19 protein-coding genes are annotated in these 21,539 nt (G+C 42.9%); 10 read left to right on the top strand and 9 right to left on the bottom strand.

The features are described from left to right. Positions 1–9 precede the first annotated feature (9 nt). On the top strand, positions 10–1,656 hold the full coding sequence (locus tag VL20_RS21450) for a DUF3685 domain-containing protein (RefSeq protein WP_052277725.1): 1,647 nt from the start codon (positions 10–12) through the stop codon (positions 1,654–1,656). Positions 1,657–1,894: 238 nt separating this feature from the next. Here the strand turns inward: VL20_RS21450 and lysS are convergent, their stop codons facing one another. Further along, positions 1,895–3,616, bottom strand: coding sequence for a lysine--tRNA ligase (lysS, locus tag VL20_RS21445; protein ID WP_052277724.1), 1,722 nt, complete (start codon positions 3,614–3,616; stop codon positions 1,895–1,897). Positions 3,617–3,863: 247 nt separating this feature from the next. Then, positions 3,864–4,433 (bottom strand): TIGR04376 family protein, encoded by a 570-nt coding sequence (locus tag VL20_RS21440; RefSeq protein WP_052277723.1) that lies wholly within the window; start codon positions 4,431–4,433, stop codon positions 3,864–3,866. A 205-nt stretch (positions 4,434–4,638) separates the two neighbouring features. On the opposite strand from VL20_RS21440, the gene VL20_RS21435 reads away from it, so the two are divergent. The 4 genes from VL20_RS21435 to VL20_RS21420 all read left to right on the top strand — a co-directional run bounded on the left by VL20_RS21435 (position 4,639) and on the right by VL20_RS21420 (position 8,446). Next, positions 4,639–5,553, top strand: coding sequence for an alpha/beta fold hydrolase (locus tag VL20_RS21435; protein WP_052277722.1), 915 nt, complete (start codon positions 4,639–4,641; stop codon positions 5,551–5,553). Between the two features lie 150 nt (positions 5,554–5,703). Continuing rightward, on the top strand, positions 5,704–6,924 hold the full coding sequence (gene ispG, locus VL20_RS21430) for a (E)-4-hydroxy-3-methylbut-2-enyl-diphosphate synthase (RefSeq protein WP_052277721.1): 1,221 nt from the start codon (positions 5,704–5,706) through the stop codon (positions 6,922–6,924). Positions 6,925–7,025: 101 nt separating this feature from the next. After that, on the top strand, positions 7,026–8,072 hold the full coding sequence (gene hisC / locus VL20_RS21425) for a histidinol-phosphate transaminase (protein WP_052277720.1): 1,047 nt from the start codon (positions 7,026–7,028) through the stop codon (positions 8,070–8,072). A 101-nt stretch (positions 8,073–8,173) separates the two neighbouring features. Continuing rightward, positions 8,174–8,446, top strand: a complete 273-nt coding sequence (locus tag VL20_RS21420) for a hypothetical protein (protein WP_002763859.1) — start codon at positions 8,174–8,176, stop codon at positions 8,444–8,446. 219 nt (positions 8,447–8,665) lie between these two features. On the opposite strand, the gene truB is transcribed toward VL20_RS21420, so the two are convergent. The 3 genes from truB to VL20_RS21405 form a co-directional block, all read right to left on the bottom strand. After that, on the bottom strand, positions 8,666–9,547 hold the full coding sequence (gene truB, locus VL20_RS21415; protein WP_052277719.1) for a tRNA pseudouridine(55) synthase TruB: 882 nt from the start codon (positions 9,545–9,547) through the stop codon (positions 8,666–8,668). Positions 9,548–9,719: 172 nt separating this feature from the next. Next, positions 9,720–10,766 (bottom strand): tRNA (adenosine(37)-N6)-threonylcarbamoyltransferase complex transferase subunit TsaD, encoded by a 1,047-nt coding sequence (gene tsaD / locus VL20_RS21410; protein WP_052277718.1) that lies wholly within the window; start codon positions 10,764–10,766, stop codon positions 9,720–9,722. A gap of 127 nt (positions 10,767–10,893) precedes the next feature. Beyond that, positions 10,894–12,465, bottom strand: a complete 1,572-nt coding sequence (locus tag VL20_RS21405; RefSeq protein WP_052277717.1) for a hydantoinase B/oxoprolinase family protein — start codon at positions 12,463–12,465, stop codon at positions 10,894–10,896. A 259-nt stretch (positions 12,466–12,724) separates the two neighbouring features. Here VL20_RS21405 and VL20_RS21400 point away from each other — a divergent pair, with 259 nt between their 5' ends. Then, a complete protein-coding gene (locus VL20_RS21400; protein ID WP_002734024.1) occupies positions 12,725–12,907 on the top strand; it encodes a hypothetical protein in 183 nt (60 codons plus the stop codon). Here VL20_RS21400 and VL20_RS21395 read toward each other — a convergent pair whose 3' ends face one another. Beyond that, the gene (locus tag VL20_RS21395) at positions 12,908–13,186 is read right to left on the bottom strand and encodes a response regulator (RefSeq protein WP_052277716.1); all 279 of its coding nucleotides are present in this window, start codon (positions 13,184–13,186) and stop codon (positions 12,908–12,910) included. 433 nt (positions 13,187–13,619) lie between these two features. On the opposite strand from VL20_RS21395, the gene VL20_RS21390 reads away from it, so the two are divergent. Continuing rightward, a complete protein-coding gene (locus VL20_RS21390) occupies positions 13,620–14,201 on the top strand; it encodes a DUF1997 domain-containing protein (RefSeq protein ID WP_052277715.1) in 582 nt (193 codons plus the stop codon). Positions 14,202–14,209: 8 nt separating this feature from the next. Next, positions 14,210–14,560: a Rieske (2Fe-2S) protein gene (locus VL20_RS21385; RefSeq protein WP_052277714.1), complete on the top strand. Its 351-nt coding sequence runs from the start codon at positions 14,210–14,212 to the stop codon at positions 14,558–14,560. 315 nt (positions 14,561–14,875) lie between these two features. Here the strand turns inward: VL20_RS21385 and VL20_RS21380 are convergent, their stop codons facing one another. From VL20_RS21380 to VL20_RS21370, 3 genes are all read right to left on the bottom strand, one after another. Next, positions 14,876–15,688: a DUF362 domain-containing protein gene (locus VL20_RS21380; protein ID WP_052277713.1), complete on the bottom strand. Its 813-nt coding sequence runs from the start codon at positions 15,686–15,688 to the stop codon at positions 14,876–14,878. Between the two features lie 15 nt (positions 15,689–15,703). Continuing rightward, positions 15,704–16,690: a tRNA dihydrouridine(20/20a) synthase DusA gene (dusA, locus tag VL20_RS21375; protein ID WP_052278540.1), complete on the bottom strand. Its 987-nt coding sequence runs from the start codon at positions 16,688–16,690 to the stop codon at positions 15,704–15,706. Between the two features lie 314 nt (positions 16,691–17,004). Next, positions 17,005–18,369 (bottom strand): hypothetical protein, encoded by a 1,365-nt coding sequence (locus VL20_RS21370; RefSeq protein ID WP_052278539.1) that lies wholly within the window; start codon positions 18,367–18,369, stop codon positions 17,005–17,007. Positions 18,370–18,575: 206 nt separating this feature from the next. Between VL20_RS21370 and VL20_RS21365 the strand changes: the two genes are divergently transcribed. After that, positions 18,576–19,865, top strand: coding sequence for a glucose-1-phosphate adenylyltransferase (locus VL20_RS21365; RefSeq protein ID WP_052277712.1), 1,290 nt, complete (start codon positions 18,576–18,578; stop codon positions 19,863–19,865). Between the two features lie 555 nt (positions 19,866–20,420). Continuing rightward, on the top strand, positions 20,421–21,518 hold the full coding sequence (locus VL20_RS21360) for a patatin-like phospholipase family protein (RefSeq protein WP_052277711.1): 1,098 nt from the start codon (positions 20,421–20,423) through the stop codon (positions 21,516–21,518). Positions 21,519–21,539: the final 21 nt, after the last annotated feature.

Raw genomic sequence — 21,539 nt, 5'->3', positions numbered from 1 at the left:
GCCACTCTTGTGATCGATCGCCCTCTCACCCTAATTATCATCGATAATGACCCGATTTTCCGCTTGGGTCTGGTGCAGGCTTTGTCGCAGATAGAAAATATTAGTATCGTCACCGAAGGGGATTTAGAAACAATTTTCGCTTTGACTCTGAATCCCTCCCCCGAAATTATTATTATCGATCCTCTCTTTGATTGGTCTTACTGTGAAATTCTCCACTCTCGCTATCCCGAAAGTAAAATTGTTTTATTAACCTTTCCTCTCGATTCCAGACAGCAACTAATCGCCAGAGAATTAGGCATCGCCGGTTATATTCCCAAAGGCACAAACCTAGAGCAATTTATCACTATTTTAGGGCAAATTTACCGGGATGAATCTCACGATGTTGTCCCTTCCCCTCTCACCATTGCTACCCGTCCAAGTTTAGCCCCTAGCCATTGGTTAATCAGTGCTGGCAAAACGGGATTAAATCGCATCGAAAGTGAATTACATTTAATTGATCTCCATCTCAATCAACAGTCTTTATCCGGCTTTGATCGCTTTTATTGGCAGGGAAGAAAACGAGAACTTTTAGCAGCCCTATGGCTAGTCAGAAAACTAATTCCCCTGGAGGGTAGCTCTTACAATTCAGCTTCAGTCACACCCCCGGTAATAATTAACAATATCGATCGGGAATTACCAATTTTAAGCCGCGAGCGTCCCCTCTGTGTTTCGGCGGTTTTTGAGTCCACTTTAGCGGTCATTCGATCGCCTTTAATTAATAGAACAAAGATTAGTTTTGAAATTGATGTTTTACAGGATAATCGGCAACGGGAATTATTGTATTTAGTTCTCGATGAAATTCGGAAAAATGTCGATGAAATGAGATATTTACAGGTTAGCAGTGGGGAATTAACCAGTCGCTTAAATCTGATTATTTATGATATCTGGGAGAAAGTTACCCGTAAATTTTTAGAAATTAATGGCTCGGTTTCTGACGAAATTAGTAAAAGCAGACTTAACGAAATTATTCTGGAAGAAAGAGAGGCAATTCAAACAGAAATCCTCAATAAAATTCCTTTTACTCTTGACTTATTTTCCTATTTAGTGTACGAAAATAGTTTAACTATTGACGGAGTAGGATACCGAGCTAATGCTCCTGAAACCATCGCCAGAGCCGAAATTCTGCTGCAAAATCTCATTCATAATCTTGCCAATGCAGTGACAGTAATTATTCTCAATAACTTCTCGGAATCGGAAAGAATCAAACAAAAACTTTACCGTTCAGAATTTCTCATCGCCAGAAAATTAGCTAAAATCCGCAATGAATTATCTTGGAAATACCGACGGCAACAATACTGGCAAGACCCCAAAGATATCTTTGAAAGTCAATATCAATTATTTCACTATAGCGAGGGAGAAATCCAATCTCTAGCCATTTATTCCCCTCGACAGGAAGAATTAAATAGTTTAACAGGCATACCCTGGTTAGTTTCGATCGCCTTAGAATTAAGAGACTCTTTATCTCCTCGTTTACGCGCTTTTTTTCGGGTGGTGGGTAAGGGAGTAGTCTATATTCTTATCCAAGTTATCGGTCGCGGTATTGGTTTAGTAGTTCGCGGGGTTTTACAGGGAGTCGGTAACACTTGGCAGGAAGTAAAAGGTAAAAAGGGATCATGAATTATGAATTATGAATTATGAATTAAGTACCTGGTTATAATTAAATTAAAAATGGATTTTAGGTTCGATCCCCCCTGCCCCCCTTGATAAGGGGGGTGCCGATAGGCGGGGGGATCCTCCCTTAATCCCCCCTTAATAAGGGGGCATCTGATAATTTTTAACGCCTACCTACTTATGAATTATGAATTATGACTGATAACTGATAACTGATAACTGATAACTGAAGTGGCCCTAACTTTTACAATTCCTTGTCAAAACTGTATTTATCGCGAATCTGTCCGACAAAAAACTGTCCTTTCGATGGTGCGGACTGAAAATCTTTATATACTGCCAAAGGTAGATCATGATAAAGATAGATACCACCGTGATTAAATTCCACTTTCAGAATTTTTTTTTCCTCATCGTAGTCAAAAGATTTAATCGCTGTACTTTGACTTTTTAATAAGGGGAAAGCAATCACATCGCGAATACTGGCAGAATCGGTTAATAACATGATCAGGCGATCGATGCCAATTCCTAAGCCTCCCGTGGGGGGCATTCCGTATTCTAAAGCGGTTAAAAAGTCCTCATCAACTCCCTGCGCTTCCAAATCTCCAGCCGCTTTTTTGAGTGCCTGTGCTTCCAATCTTTGCCGTTGATCGATGGGATCGGTTAACTCAGAAAAACTATTAGCTAATTCCCGTCCAACCACATATAATTCAAATCTTTCCACGAGGTCAGTTTTTGAGCGATGGGGTTTAGCTAAAGGGGAAATTTCCACGGGAAAATCTAGCACAAAAGTGGGCTGTATTAGCGTTTCTTCGACTTTTTGTTCAAAAGCTTCATTTAAGAGCTTACCAATGGTTTTACAGTCCTCTGGAACGCCAATGCCGGCATTTTCTGCGGCAATACGAGCCGACTCGAAATCCTCAAAACTATTCAAGTCAACCCCGGTTATTTCTTGGACTAATTCGTGCATAGTCACTCGTCGCCAAGGGGGAGTTAGGTTAATTTCCCTGTCTTGATAGGTGATTTTCAGCGTACCTAAAACATCTTGTGCAGCATTAACAATAATGTTTTCGGTTAACTCCATCATGTCATAATAATCGGCATAGGCCTGATAGATTTCGATGGAAGTAAACTCGGGGTTATGTTTAGTAGAAACCCCTTCATTACGAAAAATTCGGCCTAACTCAAAGACTTTTTCAAAACCACCGACTATTAATCTTTTTAGATGTAATTCGGTGGCAATGCGGAGATATAACTCCATCTCCAGCGTATTATGATAGGTGATAAACGGTCTAGCATCGGCTCCTCCAGCTTCACTTTGTAGCACGGGAGTTTCAATTTCAATAAAACCTTCTTGGTCTAAATATCTCCGAATAGAAGCAGTAATTTGGGCGCGACGGCGAAAAGTTTGTCGCACTTCGGGATTAACAATTAAATCCACATATCTTTGTCGATAACGCTTTTCTACATCGGTTAAACCGTGCCATTTATCTGGGAGAGGTAAGAGGGATTTAGTGAGAATTTCGTACTGGTTTACATAGATAGATAATTCGCCGCGTTCTGTGCGTTTAATCGTCCCTTTTGCCCCTAAAATATCGCCTGTATCGGTTAGTTTAATCACCGTGTTAAAGGCATTCGGCACGGCGGCCATAGTTTCACTAATGCGTTTTTTATCGAGGTATAATTGAATCGTTCCCGTTTCATCTTGCAGGTTAAAAAAGGCTAGTTTACCCATAATTCTTCGGGCAATAATCCGACCAGCAATGGCTACTTCTGTGCTAATTTCTTCTCCCGGTGCTAAGTCAGCGTACTGCTCTTGTAATTGTTGAGCATGAGCGGTAGATTTCCAATGGTAAGCGAAGGGATTTAAGCCAGCTTTTTGCAATCCTGCCACTTTTTGTAAACGAGCAGCCCGGATTTCTTCGAGAGTAGAGGAGGGTTGATTTTCAGGATTTTGTGCTTGAGATGCCATCGTTTTCTAAGAGGAACAATTCTGGGAAATTTTTAGGTTTTGGGGATTTCAGTTATCAGTTATCAGTTATCAGTTATCAGATGTGAGTTAAGTGGGTGGGTGGAATTAAATATAAGATAGACGTAGGTTGGGTTGAAGCATGAAACCCAACGCCTGCCCATGTTACGCTACCGCTAACCCATCCTACAAATAATTGTGCCTCCCTACTTATCAGTTTACTGTTTACTGTTCACTGTTCACTGAAAAGTTATCGTCCCATTTCTCGCTTTAATTTTTTCAATTCTTCTTCCATTTCCCATTCTTTAAATTTTAGATCGAGATGATCGTAGTTCGAGTGCTGATAGTCCGATTCTTGGGGTTGATCCCAAAAAGTGGTTTCCCAGTCACGGGACTGATTTTTAGGGGCTTTTTCGGCTTTAATTTGCACTTCTTGACGACGTTGTTGGACTTGTTGCAGTAACTCTTGGGATTGAGTCAGACGTTTTTTCACCCCTTCCATCCGTCCCCAAAGTTGATTACCCTGACGGAAGAGGGCTGCCTCGCGTTCACTAGCAGCCTTAACCAAGTCCTGCCGTCCAGCAGCCTTAGCCTTATCAATTCTAGCGTGCCAAGTTTGGATATCTTGGGCAGTGGCCAAAATTTGCTGTTCGAGACGTTGACGCTCATTTTCTAGGGCGGTAATCAGTTTAGCAGTATCGCGCTCCTGTTCGCGCAGTTGTTCCACCAGCGCCTGTAATTCTAATTGGGGATGACTTCTGAGAAATTCTTCCAGTTGGGTTTCAAGAAAGCGACTGACATCATCAAATAGATTGCCCATCTGTGCAGTATCCTAAATTTGCAATTAAAGTCTAGGAGCGATTTTAGTCCCCCTCTTTTTAGCATAGGCTAGATCAACCCTAGGTTTAAATATATTTGGAAAAAGTAGTACAAAAATCTTATTCAGCCGCGGGTTAGGGACGGGGAAACCCGTATAATAAAACTAGAGTAATATTTCCTGAAACCCTCTTAATTGTTTGACTTAAGTGACAACTTCACCAGCTTGGACAGAACGCATCGGTTATCAACGGGATTGGGTGTGGCGCGGTTGGCAAATTCGTTATAGTTTTATGCCGGCAAAAAACCCCCAAGATGCCGATAATCCCCCTTTAATTTTACTGCACGGATTTGGAGCAGCGATCGAACATTGGCGCCATAATATTCCTATTCTCAGCCAAAATCATCGAGTTTACGCAGTAGATTTATTAGGTTTTGGTGGTTCGCGTAAAGTGCAGGTTCCCTATACCGTTAATTTCTGGGTGGAACAAATACACGATTTCTGGCAAACTTTTATCAATAGACCGGTGGTATTAGTGGGAAATTCGATCGGTTCTTTAGTTAGTATGGCCCTAGGGGGTAAATATCCAGAAATGGTAGCCGGATTAGTTATGCTCAGTTTACCCGATGTCAGCCGTCGGCGGGAAATGATCGCCGATTGGTTATTAAATATCGTCACTCCCATCGAAAACTTTTTCACTTCTCCTTGGCTATTAAAACCGATATTTTACTATCTGCGTCGTCCGCAAGTCTTAAAAAAATGGACAGGAATCGCCTACGAAGACAAGAAAGCCGTTAGCGACGAATTAGTGCAAATTATCGCCGCCCCAACCCTAGATGAGGGGGCAGCGGAGGCCTTTATTTCCCTAGCACAAGCTGTCAATCATCCCGAATATTGTCCACCGGCAAAGTTAATTTTACCACGCTTAGAAATCCCGATTTTATTGTGTTGGGGCAAACAAGATCGGATGGTTCCCGTCCAGTTAGCCCAGGGTTTTGTCTCCCTTAATCCTAGGATTAAATATGTAGAATTTGAACGGGCCGGTCATTGTTTACAGGATGAATGTCCTGACCGTTTTAACCCAATTTTATTAGAGTGGCTAGAATCTGTTCCTGTTCTTTGAGATGAACGTAGGTTGGGTTGAAGCATGAAACCCAACGTCCGCTCCTGTTACGCTACCCCTAACCCATCCGACAAATAATTGTGCCTCCCTACTTAGAATCCGTTCCTGTTCTTTGAGAGAATAGGGAGAGTGATTGTTGGTGATAGTCCTATGCAAACCTTGGAATCGACGCTCAAACCCCCCGCAACTGCCTCCGAATTCGACACCACGATTCACCGACGCAAAACCCGTCCCGTCCGGGTAGGTAGCGTTACCATCGGTGGTGGTCATCCCGTGGTCGTGCAGTCGATGATTAACGAGGATACCCTTGATATAGATGGTTCCGTGGCCGGTATCCGTCGCCTCCATGAAATCGGCTGTGAAATTGTCCGCGTCACCGTGCCGAGTCTGTCCCACGCCACCGCTTTAGCTAAAATTAGGGAAAAACTGCTCGCCACCTATCAACCTGTGCCGTTAGTAGCCGATGTACATCACAACGGCATGAAAATCGCTCTAGAAGTGGCCAAGCACGTCGATAAAGTGCGGATTAACCCCGGTTTGTACGTTTTCGAGAAACCGAAAGCCGACCGCAGCGAGTACAGTCAGGCAGAATTTGATGAAATTGGCGAAAAAATCGCCGAAACCCTGAAACCTTTAGTAGTTTCCCTGCGAGATCAAGATAAAGCGATGCGAATCGGCGTTAACCACGGTTCTCTGGCCGAAAGAATGCTCTTTACCTACGGTGACACCCCCGAAGGAATGGTACAGTCGGCTTTAGAATTTATCCGCATCTGCGAATCCCTCGATTTTCGCAATCTGGTGGTTTCCCTGAAAGCTTCCAGGGTGCCAGTTATGGTAGCCACCTATCGTCTCATGGTTAAGCGCATGGACGAGTTAGGTATGGATTATCCCCTACATTTGGGGGTTACTGAGGCAGGAGATGGGGAATACGGACGAATTAAATCCACTGCCGGGATTGCCACTCTCTTAGCGGACGGTATCGGTGATACGATTCGCGTTTCTCTGACGGAAGCTCCCGAAAAGGAAATTCCCGTCTGTTACAGCATTCTCCAGGCCCTGGGACTGCGGAAAACCATGGTCGAATACGTCGCCTGTCCTTCCTGTGGTCGCACTCTTTTTAATTTAGAAGATGTTCTGCAGCAAGTGCGGGCAGCGACTCAACACCTCACCGGACTCGATATCGCCGTTATGGGTTGTATTGTCAATGGACCGGGAGAAATGGCCGACGCAGACTATGGTTATGTGGGGAAACAGGCCGGTTATATTGCCCTTTATCGCGGTCGCGAGGAAATTAAACGCGTCCCCGAAAGTGAAGGTGTAAGCGAGTTGATTAATTTAATTAAAGCCGATGGCCGTTGGGTAGAACCTTAATTAGTTTTACCGGTAGGGGTTGACATCGATTCAACCCCCGATCATCGGCGAGGATTTGTTACAATAGAAAGCTTGCTAGAAATTGCCGCCCCAGAGAGTCCATGCTACCTACACGCGATTGTGTTCGTCAAACCCCCGCTTACACTCCGGGAGAACAGCCCCAAAGCGCGGGATTTACCAAACTTAACACCAATGAGAATCCCTATCCCCCACCGGCGGAAATTTTTGCCCCCTTGCAAGAGCAATTAGAGAAAGTCCGACTCTATCCCGATCCTATCTCCAAAGAGTTACGGCAAACGGCGGCGGAATTATACGGCATAACAGCCGATCAGATAATCGCCGGTAATGGCTCCGATGATATACTTAATATCGCCCTGCGAACTTTTGTTAACCCTGGCGAAAGTGTCGCTTTTTTGGATTTAACCTATTCCCTTTACGAGACAATTGCCCGGGTACACGGGGCAAATATTATCGAATTTCCCACTAATGATCAATTTGAATTAGCAGGACCGATTATTTGTCCGGAAGCGAAATTAATTTTTCTCGCTTCTCCTAATCCTCCCCTCGGTAAACATCTTGAGCGCGACTATTTAGAAGCAACCTGTGCTAATGCGTCAGGATTGGTATTAATTGATGAAGCTTATGTGGATTTTAGTGATGACAATCATCTCGATTTTCTCTCCCGTTACGATAATGTCATCATTAGTCGCACCATGTCGAAAAGTTATAGTTTAGCGGGGTTAAGAGTCGGTTTCGGTTTTGCTTCGAGGGCAATTATCGAACAGATGGATAAGGTGCGTGATTCCTATAATTTAGATCGCATTGCTCAAACTTTAGCCACAGCAGCTTTAAAACACCATAATTATTTTGAGCAAGTTTGGCAAAAAGTCCGTCAAACCCGCAGCCGTTTAATTACTTCTCTGCGCGAGTTGGGATTTATTGTTTTTGACTCGGAAGCTAATTTTATCCTCGCTTCTCCCCCGCACATTAGTGCCAGTGAGTTATATAATCAACTCAAAGAGCGTCAGATATTAGTGCGATACTTTAAACATCCTCGCATTCAGAATTATGTGCGGATTTCTATCGGAACCGATGGGGAGATTGATCGCCTTTTATCTGCTATTCAAGAGATTATGGGAACAAATTAATCTCGATTTACGTCAGGGTTTTATTAGCACTTGAAACCCTGATAACTTCTCGAAAAAAAGGCTAGATCGATCGGAACAAAGCAGCGACAAACAAGGGTCTAATGGCCTGTCGTTTCTCCCGATTACTAGCCTTGGCTATCAAGATTATTAGTCCCACAAAAGGATTAAATACCAGCGCACAAATTTTTGAACTTATGCAAGTTTATCCTCAAGGAATCACAGTTCAAGAATTGAGCCAACGCTTAAATCGTCCCGTTTCTATGCTCAATCTTTGTCTAAAATCTTTGGTTGCTTCTAAAAAAATCGTGGCCAGAAAAAATCATAATCAGTGGGTTTATACTAGACCTCTTGTAAAAATCAAAAATTGTTGTTAGGGTTAGGAGTCAGTAGTCAGTAGTCAGTAGTCAGGAGAATTAAGAATCAATCATAATCAATTAAATGGTCTCTTTACAGATGTTAGGCAATTTAACCATTATTTTTGCCGTTTTTGAACCCTGAAAAATTAATTATGCAAGAGGATCACTGTTGATAAAAAAGCTTAGTTTGTCCAGATAAACATAATTAAGATATAGAAAAAGTTTTGATTATTAACCCTATTGCTGAATAACTATTTTAGGCTGTAGGTAGTATTCATCTTCTCTGCTAACTATCTCACCAATGCCGAGAAATTGAGCTTCTAAAGACTCCACAGCAACCAGAGAACCGCTCATAACATTTGTATCGGTGAGATTAATTTTTCTGCCGTGAAACCAATCGATAACTCTCTCTGATGTCAAAGAAATCCAGTCTAGATGTGCCAAGGCAATGCGAGGCGAAATTAAACCCTCGGAATTAGCCATTAAAGCTTCCAGATTAATACTATCAGCTAATTGAAAACCACAGCTTTCCGTGCGAGTTAAACTGGCTAAAGTGCCACCGACAGCTAACACCTTCCCCAAATCTCTGGCCAGGGAACGAATATAAGTCCCCGATCCACAGTGAATATCTAGCTCTATTTGCGGAAATTCGCCCTCTAACCAGCCTAAAACCGTAATTTGGTCAATTTTGACCTGACGAGGCTCCACTGCGATTATTTCCCCTTTGCGCGCCAATTCGTAGAGACGGCGACCATCCTTGTGAATAGCACTATACATCGGCGGAATCTGGGCAATATTGCCGATAAATTCCGCTAAATGGGGCTTAACTGCCTCTAAAGTTAAATCGCCACAGGGACAAGTGGCGATCGCTTTTCCCGTAATATCATCGGTATCGGTGCTGAGTCCTAACTGGATTTTTGCCCGATAAGCCTTATTTTCGGGTAAATAGGGCAGTAATCGGGTGGCAGCACCGACGGCGATCGGTAAAACTCCCGTAGCCATAGGATCTAAAGTTCCGCCATGGCCGACTCGTTTTGTCTTCAGAATTTTGCGGACTTTGGCCACGCAATCGTGAGAAGTCCAATCGGGGGGTTTATTGAGATTTAAAAAGCCAAACATTTGATCAATTGTAGGGTGGACTTGTGCCACTATAGGTCAGACTAAATCCTGTTTAAAAGGTATAGGAGAGTGGGGAGCTTTTTTCAGTGATCGGTCAACAGTAAACAGTGAACTGAAAACTCATATCTGATAACTGATAACTGATCACTGATCACTGATTCAAGGCTGATAGCTAAAAATCTGACGTATTATATAATTGCATAACTTCGCTTAAAGGTAAACGGGAACGAACACCGAGGGAAAGGTCAGAAAAATGACCAAGATCATAATGATCAACGGCAGCGCGAGCAATCATAGCGGCGTTATCGGTACAGAGTTTAAGCGGCGGAAAATAGACGGTTAAATGATGATTTTTGGCGGCAGTTTGCAGATGATTTCTTAAGGCACTATTAGCAGCCACTCCTCCCCCGATCGCGATAGTTTTTAAGCCATAATCTAAGGCACAATTGATTGTCCGACGGGTTAAACTTCTGGCTACCGTATCTTGAAAACTAGCGGCTATATCAGCTACAGGTAAATTATCTGGCTCGAATTTCTCTACTAAGCGCAAAACAGCCGTTTTTAAACCACTAAAACTGGAATCGTAGGCATGAAAACCGCCGGTTGGTAAAGATATTTTACCTTCAGGTAAGGGAAAAGCTTGGGGATTACCATCTTTAGCCATGCGATCGATTATCGGACCACCGGGATAACTTAAGTTTAATAATCGTGCCACTTTATCAAAAGCTTCTCCGGCTGCATCATCTCTAGTGGTTCCTAATTGTTGATATTTGCCGCAGGCCTGCACATGGATTAAACTGGTATGACCCCCAGAGACTAAAAGAGATAAAAAAGGAGGTTTAAGATCAGATTCAGCGAGATAGGAAGCATAGATATGACCTTCGAGATGATGAATGCCGATAAAGGGTTTATCGTGGACAATAGCGAGGGTTTTGGCTGCCGTCATTCCCACCATTAAAGCACCTACTAAACCGGGGGCAACTGTGGCGGCTATTCCATCAATTTCTGACCAAGTTAAACCCGTTTCTTGCCAAGCTTTTTCTAGACAAAAATTAATGGTTTCTAGGTGTTGTCGCGAGGCCATTTCCGGCACAACACCGCCATAGAGACGATGGAGATCAATTTGAGAAGAAACCACACTACTCAACACCAGGTTATTGTTAACAATAGCCACAGCCGTTTCATCGCAACTGGTTTCGATCGCTAAGATAATTGTCATAAATTAATCAGTAAATCGTCAGACACCCCCCTTATTAAGGGGGGATTAAGGGGGGATCCATCTTTAATTTAATTATAACCACTTACTTAATTTTGCTTAGGTACTTAATTAAAATTAAAGTTATCGTTCAACAATTTCCATAGCCACCACCGCCGGGAGTTTCAATAATAAAAATATCACCGGGGTTCACTTCTACAGTCGCAGTACCGGGCAATTCTTCGATAGTTCCATCGTTTCTTTCCACGGCATTACGTCCTATTTTACCGGCTTTTCCTCCCGCTAGTCCAAAGGGGGGAATCAGGCGATTACCCGACAGAATATTAGCAGTCATAGCCTCTTGAAATTTCATTCTTCTAATCACACCATCACCTCCAGAATATTGTCCCTTGCCGCCACTATCGGGGCGAATGCTAAAACTTTCTACTAACACAGGATAGCGCATTTCTAATACTTCCGGATCAGTGAGACGGGAATTAGTCATTTGGGTTTGTACGGCAGCAGTTCCCGCAAAATTTGCCCCCGCACCAGAACCGCCGCAAATAGTCTCATAATATTGATATTCTTGATTACCAAAAGTGAAATTATTCATCGTCCCTTGGCTGGCTGCTTGAATGCCTAAAGCACCGTATAAAGTATTAACTATTGCCTGGGAAGTTTCCACATTTCCCGCTACTACGGCAGCTGGATAAACGGGATTAAGAAAACAGCCAGATGGGATAATTAAATGGAGGGGTTTGAAACAGCCAGCATTTAAAGGGATTGCCTCCTCCACAAGGGTACGAAAAACGTATAAAACCGCCGCTCTTGTCACTGCTAGGGGTGCATTAAAATTATTATTTAACTGGTCAGATGTGCCAGTAAAATCGATGGTTGCTTGACAATTATCAATATCTATGCTAATTCTGACCTTGATGACAGCACCGTTATCCAGATAATAGGTAAATTCACCATCTTTTAAGACAGATATAGCTTTTCTAACCGCTAATTCGGCATTATCTTGAACAAACTGTTGATAGGCTTTAACCATAGCTAATCCGTAGCGATCAACCATATTATGTAATTCTCTTTCTCCCTTGGCATTAGCGGCTATTTGTGCCTGAAAATCGGCAATATTTTGGGCGATATTGCGAGCAGGAAAAGGACTATTAGTTAAGTGATTAATTAATTCTTGTTCCCGAAACTTTCCCGCCGCTACCAGCAAAAAATTATCGAATAAAATTCCTTCTTCGCTAATATGGACAGAATGGGGAGGCATAGAACCAGGGGTAATTCCACCGATATCAGCTTGATGTCCCCGGGAGGCAAGATAAAATAATATTTCCTGATTTTGGCAGTCAAAAATAGGACTAATTACTGTGACATCCGGCAGGTGAGTACCGCCATTATAAGGATTATTAGCTAGATAAACATTCCCCGGACGAATCGTCTCCCCTTTATCCTGAATTAAACTTTTGACACTATCGGCCATCGAGCCTAAATGGACGGGAATATGAGGAGCATTAGCGATTAAATTTCCCACCTCATCAAAGATAGCACAGGAGAAGTCTAGGCGCTCTTTAATGTTGACACTTGCTGCCGTATTTTGGAGAGTAATCCCCATTTCTTCGGCAATAAATTGATAGAGATTTTTAAAGATTTCTAGATAAATAGGATCGGCAACGGTAGTTATTTCTGTGCGGTGAAAATCTACAGGGAACATAGGAAAATCAGTTATCAGTTATCAGTTATCAGTTATCAGTTATCAGTTAAGCTGTACTGAATTTAATTGGAAATTTTAGTACAAATGCTCAAACTGCCTCTCCCTGCTCCGCGGCTCCGGCGCTCCCCTGCAATCTTAACGAGTAATTTAGATAGTCAACAGCTTACTGGTGATCACTGGCTGTTCACTGTTCACCGATCACTGTTCACTGATAGGGGCTGACTGAGATATAATCGCAGTCAGTACCAGAGGGTGAATTATGGATAAAACCAGCTTGATCGATAAAGTGAAACAAATGGCTAATAAACGCGATTATTTACTGCAATTGCGCGATAAACCCGACATTGGGGGACTGAGATTAGATGTCAATCAAGCTCTTGAGGAGTTGGATGAATTACTCGATGAGTTTCAAGCAACTTTTCCTGAAGAAAAACTTAGTTAACTATCCGACTCGACGGAATTGAGATTTGTCCGATTGTGCTAATTTTCCCAAGTCATCGATCGCTTTGATCAGATCTTGGGAAGATATATCTTTAGAGCAGTATAGGTCAAAGACTGTACTTTGATTATTTTTTTCCATTGGAAGCTTTGCCAAGGAACTATAGGCGATAATGCGAATATAAGGGTAGAATTGTTTGATCTGAATAGCGGCGCTCTGTCCATTTAAGACAGGCATCCCTATATCTAAAATAATTACATCCGGTTGACAACTTTTCGCCAAGTCGATCGCCTATTGACCATTAACCGCAATTCCCACCACCTAACAATGCTGCTGCTGGGAAATTAAAATCTTGAGTCCTAAACGAGTTAGGTCATGATCGTCAGCAATTAAGACTTTAATTGACTCTCTCGTCCTCATTATAATCATTTTCCTTTCCCTAGAGGTCTCACTTGTTATCATTGTAGAGGCTGTTAGTCTTTTTGACTTCACTTCACGACACTTCCCATCACCCCCGCAACGCACACGAAGTGGTCTCCCTTCTCCCCACTCTTGACTTAAAACCCCCCACTGATCACTGAAAAAAGCCCAACTTTGGGCAAAAATCTGGTTTGTGTCCCCTCTTAGCGGTAAAATTTCTACATCTGGACCGTCGAAAAGTATAAGTTTTGTAAAGTAAAATTAAGAAGGGAGACAAATTTAAGATAACCAACGTATGGAAGTAACTTTTACCGCTGCCGAATCCCTAGAAATTGTTGTTGCTGAACAAACCATACCGATTCAGCATTATCTGCGTCAACCGCAAAGATTAGTACAGGCTATCGTTGAGACTAGCTTAACGGAACACTTGTCTGAGCATCGGTTTCGCCTGAAAATGCGTCCCCTAAACTTTTTGAATTTGTACTATTTTCAGCCCACGGTTATCCTCAATGTCTGGGCCACCTCTGGGGGGACGATATTTTTGCAATCAGAAGACTGTCAGATCAAAGGTATTGATTATATCAACGATCGCTTTAGCCTCAATGTTAAAGGCAAACTCGCTCCTGTGGAAAAAAATAATCAAACCTATCTAGCGGGAAAAGCCAATCTTGAGGTGAAAGTCGCTCTACCACCACCATTATGGTTAACCCCGCGTCCGTTATTAGAAATCACTGGCAATAGTCTCTTAAAAGGGGTTTTATTGCGGATTAAACAGCGTTTAATGAGTCAATTGTTGCAAGATTACCAACAATGGGCTAAACAGGACATTATTGCCCAAAATTACCCCGAAACCATTCTTGATCTCTCCCTTAGTTAAATAAAAATATGAGTTGGACAAAAGTATTATCTGTAGATTCCCTTGCCCCCGGCGCCCGTCAAGTGGTAAAAGTGGGGGAAAATTCCATTCTCTTGATTAACAATAACGGTCAATTCCACGCCGTCGGCAACCGTTGTCCCCATTTAAAATTATCGATGACGAAAGGTAAAATTAGCGAGGACGGCGCGATCGTTTGTCCCTGGCATCGTAGTTCTTTTGATCTCTGTAGCGGTGCTGTCAAAGACTGGATTACCTGGCCCCCTGTGGTTAACAAAGCGATGGCGGCAGTTTCTCAACCCCAAGCTTTACCCGTTTATCCCCTTCGCATCGAAGACGGCAGCATCTGGATAGACGCATAACCGCTCACCGAGGGGGGTTTTTGGGCAACCTAAAGAGCAGTTCACTCGACAATGGGTTAATCTCGGAGAATGCCAAACCCTACCTCGCTCGCTTCCGTAAAAACCCAGTTATGGACTGTTCCCCTCCCCCGCTCCTAGGGTTGATTCCAGGTAGGGTTGATTCATGAATCAACCCTACCCCGCTCCGGTGATCCCCACTCTCCTGTATATTTTTTAAACAGGATTGCGCGAGGTCATTCTGTTATTCTGACTTCCCCTCCTGACTCCTGACGACCGACTCCTGACTCCTAACCCCACCAAGAAACTTTTTTAACCCTAATTGGTTCCGTTTAAAAGTTGAGAACGAAGCAAATCGATCGCATCTAAATAACTTGGCATCGGTTCATCACCTAACAGACAAGCACTGCGATCCACGCTAATCATATCATCACCCCAAAACACCTGACCCAGGGGAATAGATTTTCCTCGATCGGGTCGCCAATTACTACTAAAATATTTGAGATTAGCGTCCACCACTGCCCCATCAAAAAGATGACCGATACAAAAATAAACATCCTGTAAAATTAGCGGTACGGAGGGGCGATGTAATTGCCCCCGCGAGTTGGGACTACGGGCCTGATAATGACTACGGGGAAAGAGTCCATAGAGATTTTTTAAAGAAGCAGAAATCAAGGGTTTATCCTTTAAATGGGTGCGTTTTAGGGTTCCAATCGTGATCCGACAATCCACTTCTTCGATAATTTTAGGGGCAAACATCGAGGGAAACCGGACAGGAAAAGGGGAAAGATTCGGATATTCTTGCTGGGTTAAACTATCAGCATCAAGAATATTTATTCCAGGATCGAGAATAGATTTTACACCCAAAATATCGATAATTTCTCTTAAAGAAATAGCCGAACAAACACCCTCTAATAAGATAATTTCTGCCCCTGGATTTACCCCTCTTAATCCCCGCAAAACTTGACTTAATACCGGCAGACTAACCGTTACCGGTGGAGGCACAGGATAACCTAAATTAGGTTTAATTAAAATACGTTTAGCTGTGATAGCTGCCGGGGGAGGTTGATAAACAAAATCCGCCATAGCTGAATTTTTTACCCCGGCAGTAATTGAGGATTGGGTAATCATAGAAAAGAAAATAAATCAATGGGAACTAGCCAGATCATTTAGGGAGTTTACCTGCTGTAAAGCTTGCCAGATTACCCCGGAATCGGCCCCAGGAAAATGGCTATTTTCACTAATATAACGCTTCCAGGCCTTAGTTCCGGGCTGACCGGCAAAAAGCTGTAAAAGATGTTTGCTGATCTGGTGTAATTTATAACCTTTACTCACCCACTCATCGATGTAGGGAAGCATTTTTTTGATTACTTCTTCCCGGGTAGGAGGAGTAACCGATTCCCCATAAAAATCTCGATCGACTGTGGCAAATAAATAGGGATTATCGTAGGCTGCCCGACCGATCATAACTGCATCTACTAATTGTAAATGTTGTCTAGCCTGTTCTAAATTAATGATACCGCCATTAATTTCAATAAACAAATGGGGAAACTGATTTTTTAGGCGATAAACATCATCGTAACGTAGGGGGGGAACGGTGCGATTTTCCTTGGGACTTAATCCCTGTAACCAAGCTTTCCGCGCATGGATGGTAAAACGTTGACAACCCGCATCCGCAACAATACGGACAAAATTGGCCATATTTTCGTAACTATCCTGATCATCAATGCCAATTCTCTGTTTTACAGTCACGGGAATCGATACAGCTTGATTCATTGCCGATATTCCCCTAGCGACTAATTCCGGGTTAGCCATCAAACAAGCGCCGAAATTGCCCTCTTTTACCCTAGAACTGGGACAACCCACATTGAGATTTACCTCGTCATAACCCATATCTTCGGCTATTTTGGCACATTCTGCCAAAAGATAGGGATTATCACCTCCTAACTGCAAAGCTAGAGGTTTTTCTGCTAGGGAGAACCCCAGCAACTTATAGCGATCGCCGTGTTTGATCGCCATCGTCGTGATCATTTCCGTGTAGAGAAGGGGACGACGGCTAATTTGTCGCAAAAAATAGCGAAAATGGCGATCGGTATAATCCATCATCGGCGCCACACTTAAAATACTGCCCATTTTCCCCTTGATTTTTTCGCTGATCGGGACATTCTCTGGTGAACCCCAGAGAATAACCAGTCTTCCTCTCAACATATTTTAAAGCTTTTTGGTAAGTAGGTAGGCGTTAAAAATTATCAGACACCACCCTTATCAAGGGGGGACTAAGGGTAGGGTTGATTCATGAATCAACCCTACTATGAATCAACCCTAGGACTAAGGGGGGATCGAACCTAAAATCTATTTTTAATTTAATTATAACCAGCTACTTAAGTTGACTATCTAAATTACTGGTTAACACTGCACCGGAGAAAGGAGAAGGGGACTTTTTTGACTTATCTCCGCAGGATATTTGATCCTTTAATCGTGTCGCGGATGACGATTTTTTGTTCTTTGGAATAACCAGCAAAAGAACGAGTAGCAAGTAACTCGATTTCTACCCCAGTACCCGATCGCAAAGATTCCACAGGTAAGGGTAATTGACCGATATCCAGAATAAATTGATTGCCGTCCTGTCGGACTAAATTAGCAGGCATATCTCCTTCATAGCGAGTGACAAAATCAGTTCTGGGACTGGTTTGCAGGTCGTCTGCTTGCCAACGGGTGATGCGATAACGCAGTTTAAATTTAGTGCCAATTAAATTCGATTGGGAAGCTTTATCTTCGAGAAAAAGCCTTAAATCAGTACCATTTCCTGTAATACCTTTTGCTTCTAATTGGGTGACATCTCGTTCAAAAACAGCATTGTAAACGACAAATTCCGTAACATTATTGCGTTTTTGAGTGGTTCCCTCGATCCAGAGTTCACTGGGGACAGTTACCTTCATTTCCTTTTGATCATCGAGGGTTAAAGTAAAACGCTGATTAGCAAACCGGTTAAACTCTTGGGGCGCATTCCAAATTAAAATAAAAGAACGTTCCGATCGATCTAATAAAATCCGATATTGATCATCGATCAGGGAACCGGGGGAAAATAAAGACACTGCCCCAGTGCGAGTTTCCCAACTATTTTTAGAGAGAATATAACCCCGTTCTTTTAACTCCGACAGGGGAACAGTTGCGCTCGGTTGATCGGCAGTTAAAGGGCGATCGATTTGAATTAAAGTTAACTGTCCTAAACGTCCCCCGCGACCGTTACGACCACTATTACCCGTCGCCCCATCGAGACCATCCTGACAGCTAAATTCTCTGGTGGTACAGCTATAATTGGCATCACCCGGCCTACCGCTGCAGGTTTGAATTGTCCAGAAAGGTTGGGAACAGCGACAACCCTTGCCCCCCTGGCCTCCTTGACCCCCAAAACCCCCGGCGCCTCCGGCCGCATTGACCGTTACTTGTCTTAAAAAATCTAAATTAGTGGCATAGAGGGTTAAAGCGCCGCCATTGCCCCCATCACCCCCATCACCCCCATTGCCACCGTTACCACCACCGGCCGCCTGAAGATTTCGTGTTACGTTGCTAGGTTGACCGCTACAGTTGCCATCGCTGCCATTGCTGCCATTTTCACCATCGACCCCTTTTTGTCCTGAAATATCGAGTTTTAGGGGAGAACCATCGAGAAAAAGGGTTAAACTGTCACTATTTTTGCCTTGGCCGCCGACCTTGCCAGCTTTTCCGCTTTGGCCCTGTTTACCGAAAGTCTGTACATCGGAACCTTGGGCTAACCAAGAACAGCGATCGCCCGTCACCGTCGTGGGCATTAGGTACGGTAAAGGGAGAAAAAAGGTGAATATTAATGATTTAGCCCAAAAATTCATGATTTTAGCGAATTTATCCGCAAAGACTCCGATCAATTCCCTCTTGATGACTTTTAGATCTAGATTTTTGTTTCCCCACTATCAATAAGGTGCGCTATCATCCTACACTTACTTTGAGAAGGAAACAGCCAATCGCGAGGGTTACGCGCGTGAAAAAAGTATTAGCTATTATCTTGGGTGGCGGGGCTGGAACTCGCCTTTATCCGTTAACGAAACTGCGGGCCAAACCTGCCGTCCCCCTAGCGGGAAAATATCGCTTAATCGATATTCCCGTCAGCAATTGTATTAACTCCCAGATTGACAAAATCTATGTGTTGACGCAATTTAATTCCGCTTCCCTCAATCGTCACCTCAATCGTACCTATAATTTTACGGGTTTTAGTGATGGTTTCGTGGAAGTTTTGGCGGCTCAACAAACCATGGAGAATCCTCAATGGTTCCAAGGCACAGCCGACGCAGTACGACAATATATCTGGACGATGAAGGATTGGGATATCGATGAATATCTCATTCTCTCGGGAGATCATCTCTATCGCATGGACTACAGCAAGTTCATCGAACGTCATCGGGAAACTAACGCCGATATCACTTTATCGGTGGTTCCCATCGATGAACGTCGGGCCTCCGCTTTTGGGGTGATGAAAATTAATGATTCGGGGCGAATTGTCGATTTTTATGAGAAACCCAAAGGGGCAGAATTGGAAAGAATGCGGGTAGATACGACGATTTTAGGCTTAAGTCCCGACCAAGCTCGTCAAAGTCCCTACATCGCTTCCATGGGAATTTATGTCTTTAAAAAGAATGTTTTAATCGATCTGCTCGATGCCAATAAAGAACAGACCGATTTCGGTAAGGAAATTATTCCCTCGGCCGCTAAAGACTACAATCTTCAGGCTTATTTATTTAAAGGTTACTGGGAAGATATCGGCACGATTGAAGCCTTTTATGAGTCTAATCTCGCCCTGACTCAACAACCCAATCCCGCCTTTAGTTTCTACGACGAAAAAGCCCCCATCTATACCCGTTCTCGCTATCTGCCACCGACAAAAATGCTCAATTGTACGGTGACAGAATCGATGATTTCTGAAGGTTGTATTCTCAAAGAATCTCGCATCCATCACTCGATTTTAGGTATTCGTAGTCGAGTCGGCAAAGACTGCACGATCGAGGATACAATGCTGATGGGAGCCGACTTTTATGAGTCTTTCCCCGAACGGGAAAGTCTGATCGGAAATGCCAAAGTTCCCGTGGGTATCGGTCCCGGTTCCACTATTCGTCGGGCAATTGTGGACAAAAATGCTCGCATTGGTTCCAATGTTTTAATTGTTAACAAAGATCGTGTGGAAGAAGCTAATCGCGAAGATTTAGGTTTCTATGTTCGCAGCGGCATCGTGGTTATTTTCAAAAATGCCACTATTCCCGACGGGACGGTAATTTAATCTATCAGTTATCAGTTATCAGTTATCAGTTATCAGTTATCAGTTATCAGTTATCAGTTATCAGTTATCAGTTATCAGTTATCAGTTATCAGTTATCAGTTATCAGTTATCAGTTATCAGTTATCAGTTATCAGTTATCAGTTATCAGTTATCAGTTATCAGTTATCAGTTATCAGTTATCAGTTATCAGTTATCCGATTAATTAGCCATTGTTCTAGTTATTATCACCTTGTTCTGGCTGATGGCTTCAGCTAATTACCTAGAAAATTCCCTTGAAACCCTGTTCTTTTCTAGAAGTGATAGCAACATCTCCCGAGCCGCTCTATGAAAATCAGAAAATTTTCTATATTTTTGCATCCGATTCTAAGTTTTCAATTAACCTTAAATTAAAGCCCTAAGTAGGTGGGTGGAATTAAATATAAGATGAACGTAGGTTGGGTTGAAGCATGAAACCCAACGCCCGCATAGTTTACGCTACCGCTAACCCATCCTACAAATAATTGTGCCTCCCTACTTAGGACTTAGATAGAAGCCATTCAGGAGATAAGGATATTTATGAAAGCCAAAATCGCGATCGCTTGTCAGGGAGGTGGTAGTCAAACTGCTTTTACTGCCGGTGCCTTGAAAGCATTATTTGACAATAAAGTGCAAGATTACTTTAATATTGTCAGTCTCAGTGGTACTTCTGGGGGTGCTATCTGTGCCTTTTTCACCTGGTATGCTCTCAAAAAAGGTGATAGCGTCGTCTGGAAAAGAATGATTGATTTTTGGGAAGATAATAGCGCTCGAACTCCCCAAGAACAACTATTTAATGACTCAGCTATTAAAGCTCTAGAATTAGCCAGCAAAGGATTAATTCCCCAGTATAATCTCAGTCCTTCCTCTCCAATTACTAAAACCTTATTTTCTATAGCTACCTATGGTTTACGCAGTCGCTTTACCAACTTTGATCAGTTACTAAGAGCGCATATTGACTTCTCGGAATTAGCCACTTGGGGAGCTAAACCAGAACCCCCAATTTTATTAATTGGGGCCTGTAATATCCTGACAGGAAAATTAAGTAAATTTAACTCGCGCCAGGAAGCAGTTAAAATTGAACATATCCTAGCTTCTGCTTGTGTTCCCAACATTTTTCCTGCTGTCACCATTGAAACTATGGCCTACTGGGATGGACTATTTTCTGATAATCCCCCCATCCGTTCTTTAATTCGCCGTGAATTTGTTGGAGTCGAAAATATTCCCGATGAAATTTGGGTAATTAAAATTAATCCCACCTCCAGAGACAAGATACCCGTGCAATCCGATGATATTGCTGATCGCCGCAATGAATTAGAAGGCAATGTTTCCCTATTTCAAGGTCTCGATCAGATTGAGTTGATCAATCAATTATTTCTTAAAGGAGCCTTTAAAGAGGAATTCTTGCGGGAGATTGCCTTAACAGAACCATTTAAAATTCCTAAATCTTTCCCAGAAGATCCCGATCAGAATTACCATATTCCTATGATCGAAATGTCGGCGGAATTAGCCAATAGTCTCAACTATGAAAGTAAACTCGATCGCTCTCCTGCCAATATCCAGCGTCTGATTGCTGACGGGGAAAAACAGGGAAAACAATTTCTAGAACATCGACTAAAAGCTATGGGTTTAAGATAATTTTTGATGGCTCAAAAACGG

It is taken from the genome of Microcystis panniformis FACHB-1757, assembly GCF_001264245.1.
GTDB lineage: Bacteria > Cyanobacteriota > Cyanobacteriia > Cyanobacteriales > Microcystaceae > Microcystis > Microcystis panniformis.
Note: the sequence above shows the minus strand (reverse complement) of the source record. Positions and strands in the feature narration are given on the sequence as shown.

Bases quoted from the DNA above. Each gene is read 5' to 3' on its own strand.
- VL20_RS21380 (WP_052277713.1), bottom strand. From the start codon at position 15,688: ATGATTACCCAATCCTCAATTACTGCCGGGGTAAAAAATTCAGCTATG.
- truB (WP_052277719.1), bottom strand. From the start codon at position 9,547: ATGTTTGGCTTTTTAAATCTCAATAAACCCCCCGATTGGACTTCTCAC.
- VL20_RS21400 (WP_002734024.1), top strand. From the start codon at position 12,725: ATGGATAAAACCAGCTTGATCGATAAAGTGAAACAAATGGCTAATAAA.
- VL20_RS21390 (WP_052277715.1), top strand. From the start codon at position 13,620: ATGGAAGTAACTTTTACCGCTGCCGAATCCCTAGAAATTGTTGTTGCT.
- lysS (WP_052277724.1), bottom strand. From the start codon at position 3,616: ATGGCATCTCAAGCACAAAATCCTGAAAATCAACCCTCCTCTACTCTC.
- tsaD (WP_052277718.1), bottom strand. From the start codon at position 10,766: ATGACAATTATCTTAGCGATCGAAACCAGTTGCGATGAAACGGCTGTG.
- VL20_RS21370 (WP_052278539.1), bottom strand. From the start codon at position 18,369: ATGCCCACGACGGTGACGGGCGATCGCTGTTCTTGGTTAGCCCAAGGT.
- hisC (WP_052277720.1), top strand. From the start codon at position 7,026: ATGCTACCTACACGCGATTGTGTTCGTCAAACCCCCGCTTACACTCCG.
- VL20_RS21385 (WP_052277714.1), top strand. From the start codon at position 14,210: ATGAGTTGGACAAAAGTATTATCTGTAGATTCCCTTGCCCCCGGCGCC.
- VL20_RS21420 (WP_002763859.1), top strand. From the start codon at position 8,174: ATGGCCTGTCGTTTCTCCCGATTACTAGCCTTGGCTATCAAGATTATT.
- ispG (WP_052277721.1), top strand. From the start codon at position 5,704: ATGCAAACCTTGGAATCGACGCTCAAACCCCCCGCAACTGCCTCCGAA.
- VL20_RS21360 (WP_052277711.1), top strand. From the start codon at position 20,421: ATGAAAGCCAAAATCGCGATCGCTTGTCAGGGAGGTGGTAGTCAAACT.
- dusA (WP_052278540.1), bottom strand. From the start codon at position 16,690: ATGGGCAGTATTTTAAGTGTGGCGCCGATGATGGATTATACCGATCGC.
- VL20_RS21440 (WP_052277723.1), bottom strand. From the start codon at position 4,433: ATGGGCAATCTATTTGATGATGTCAGTCGCTTTCTTGAAACCCAACTG.
- VL20_RS21405 (WP_052277717.1), bottom strand. From the start codon at position 12,465: ATGTTCCCTGTAGATTTTCACCGCACAGAAATAACTACCGTTGCCGAT.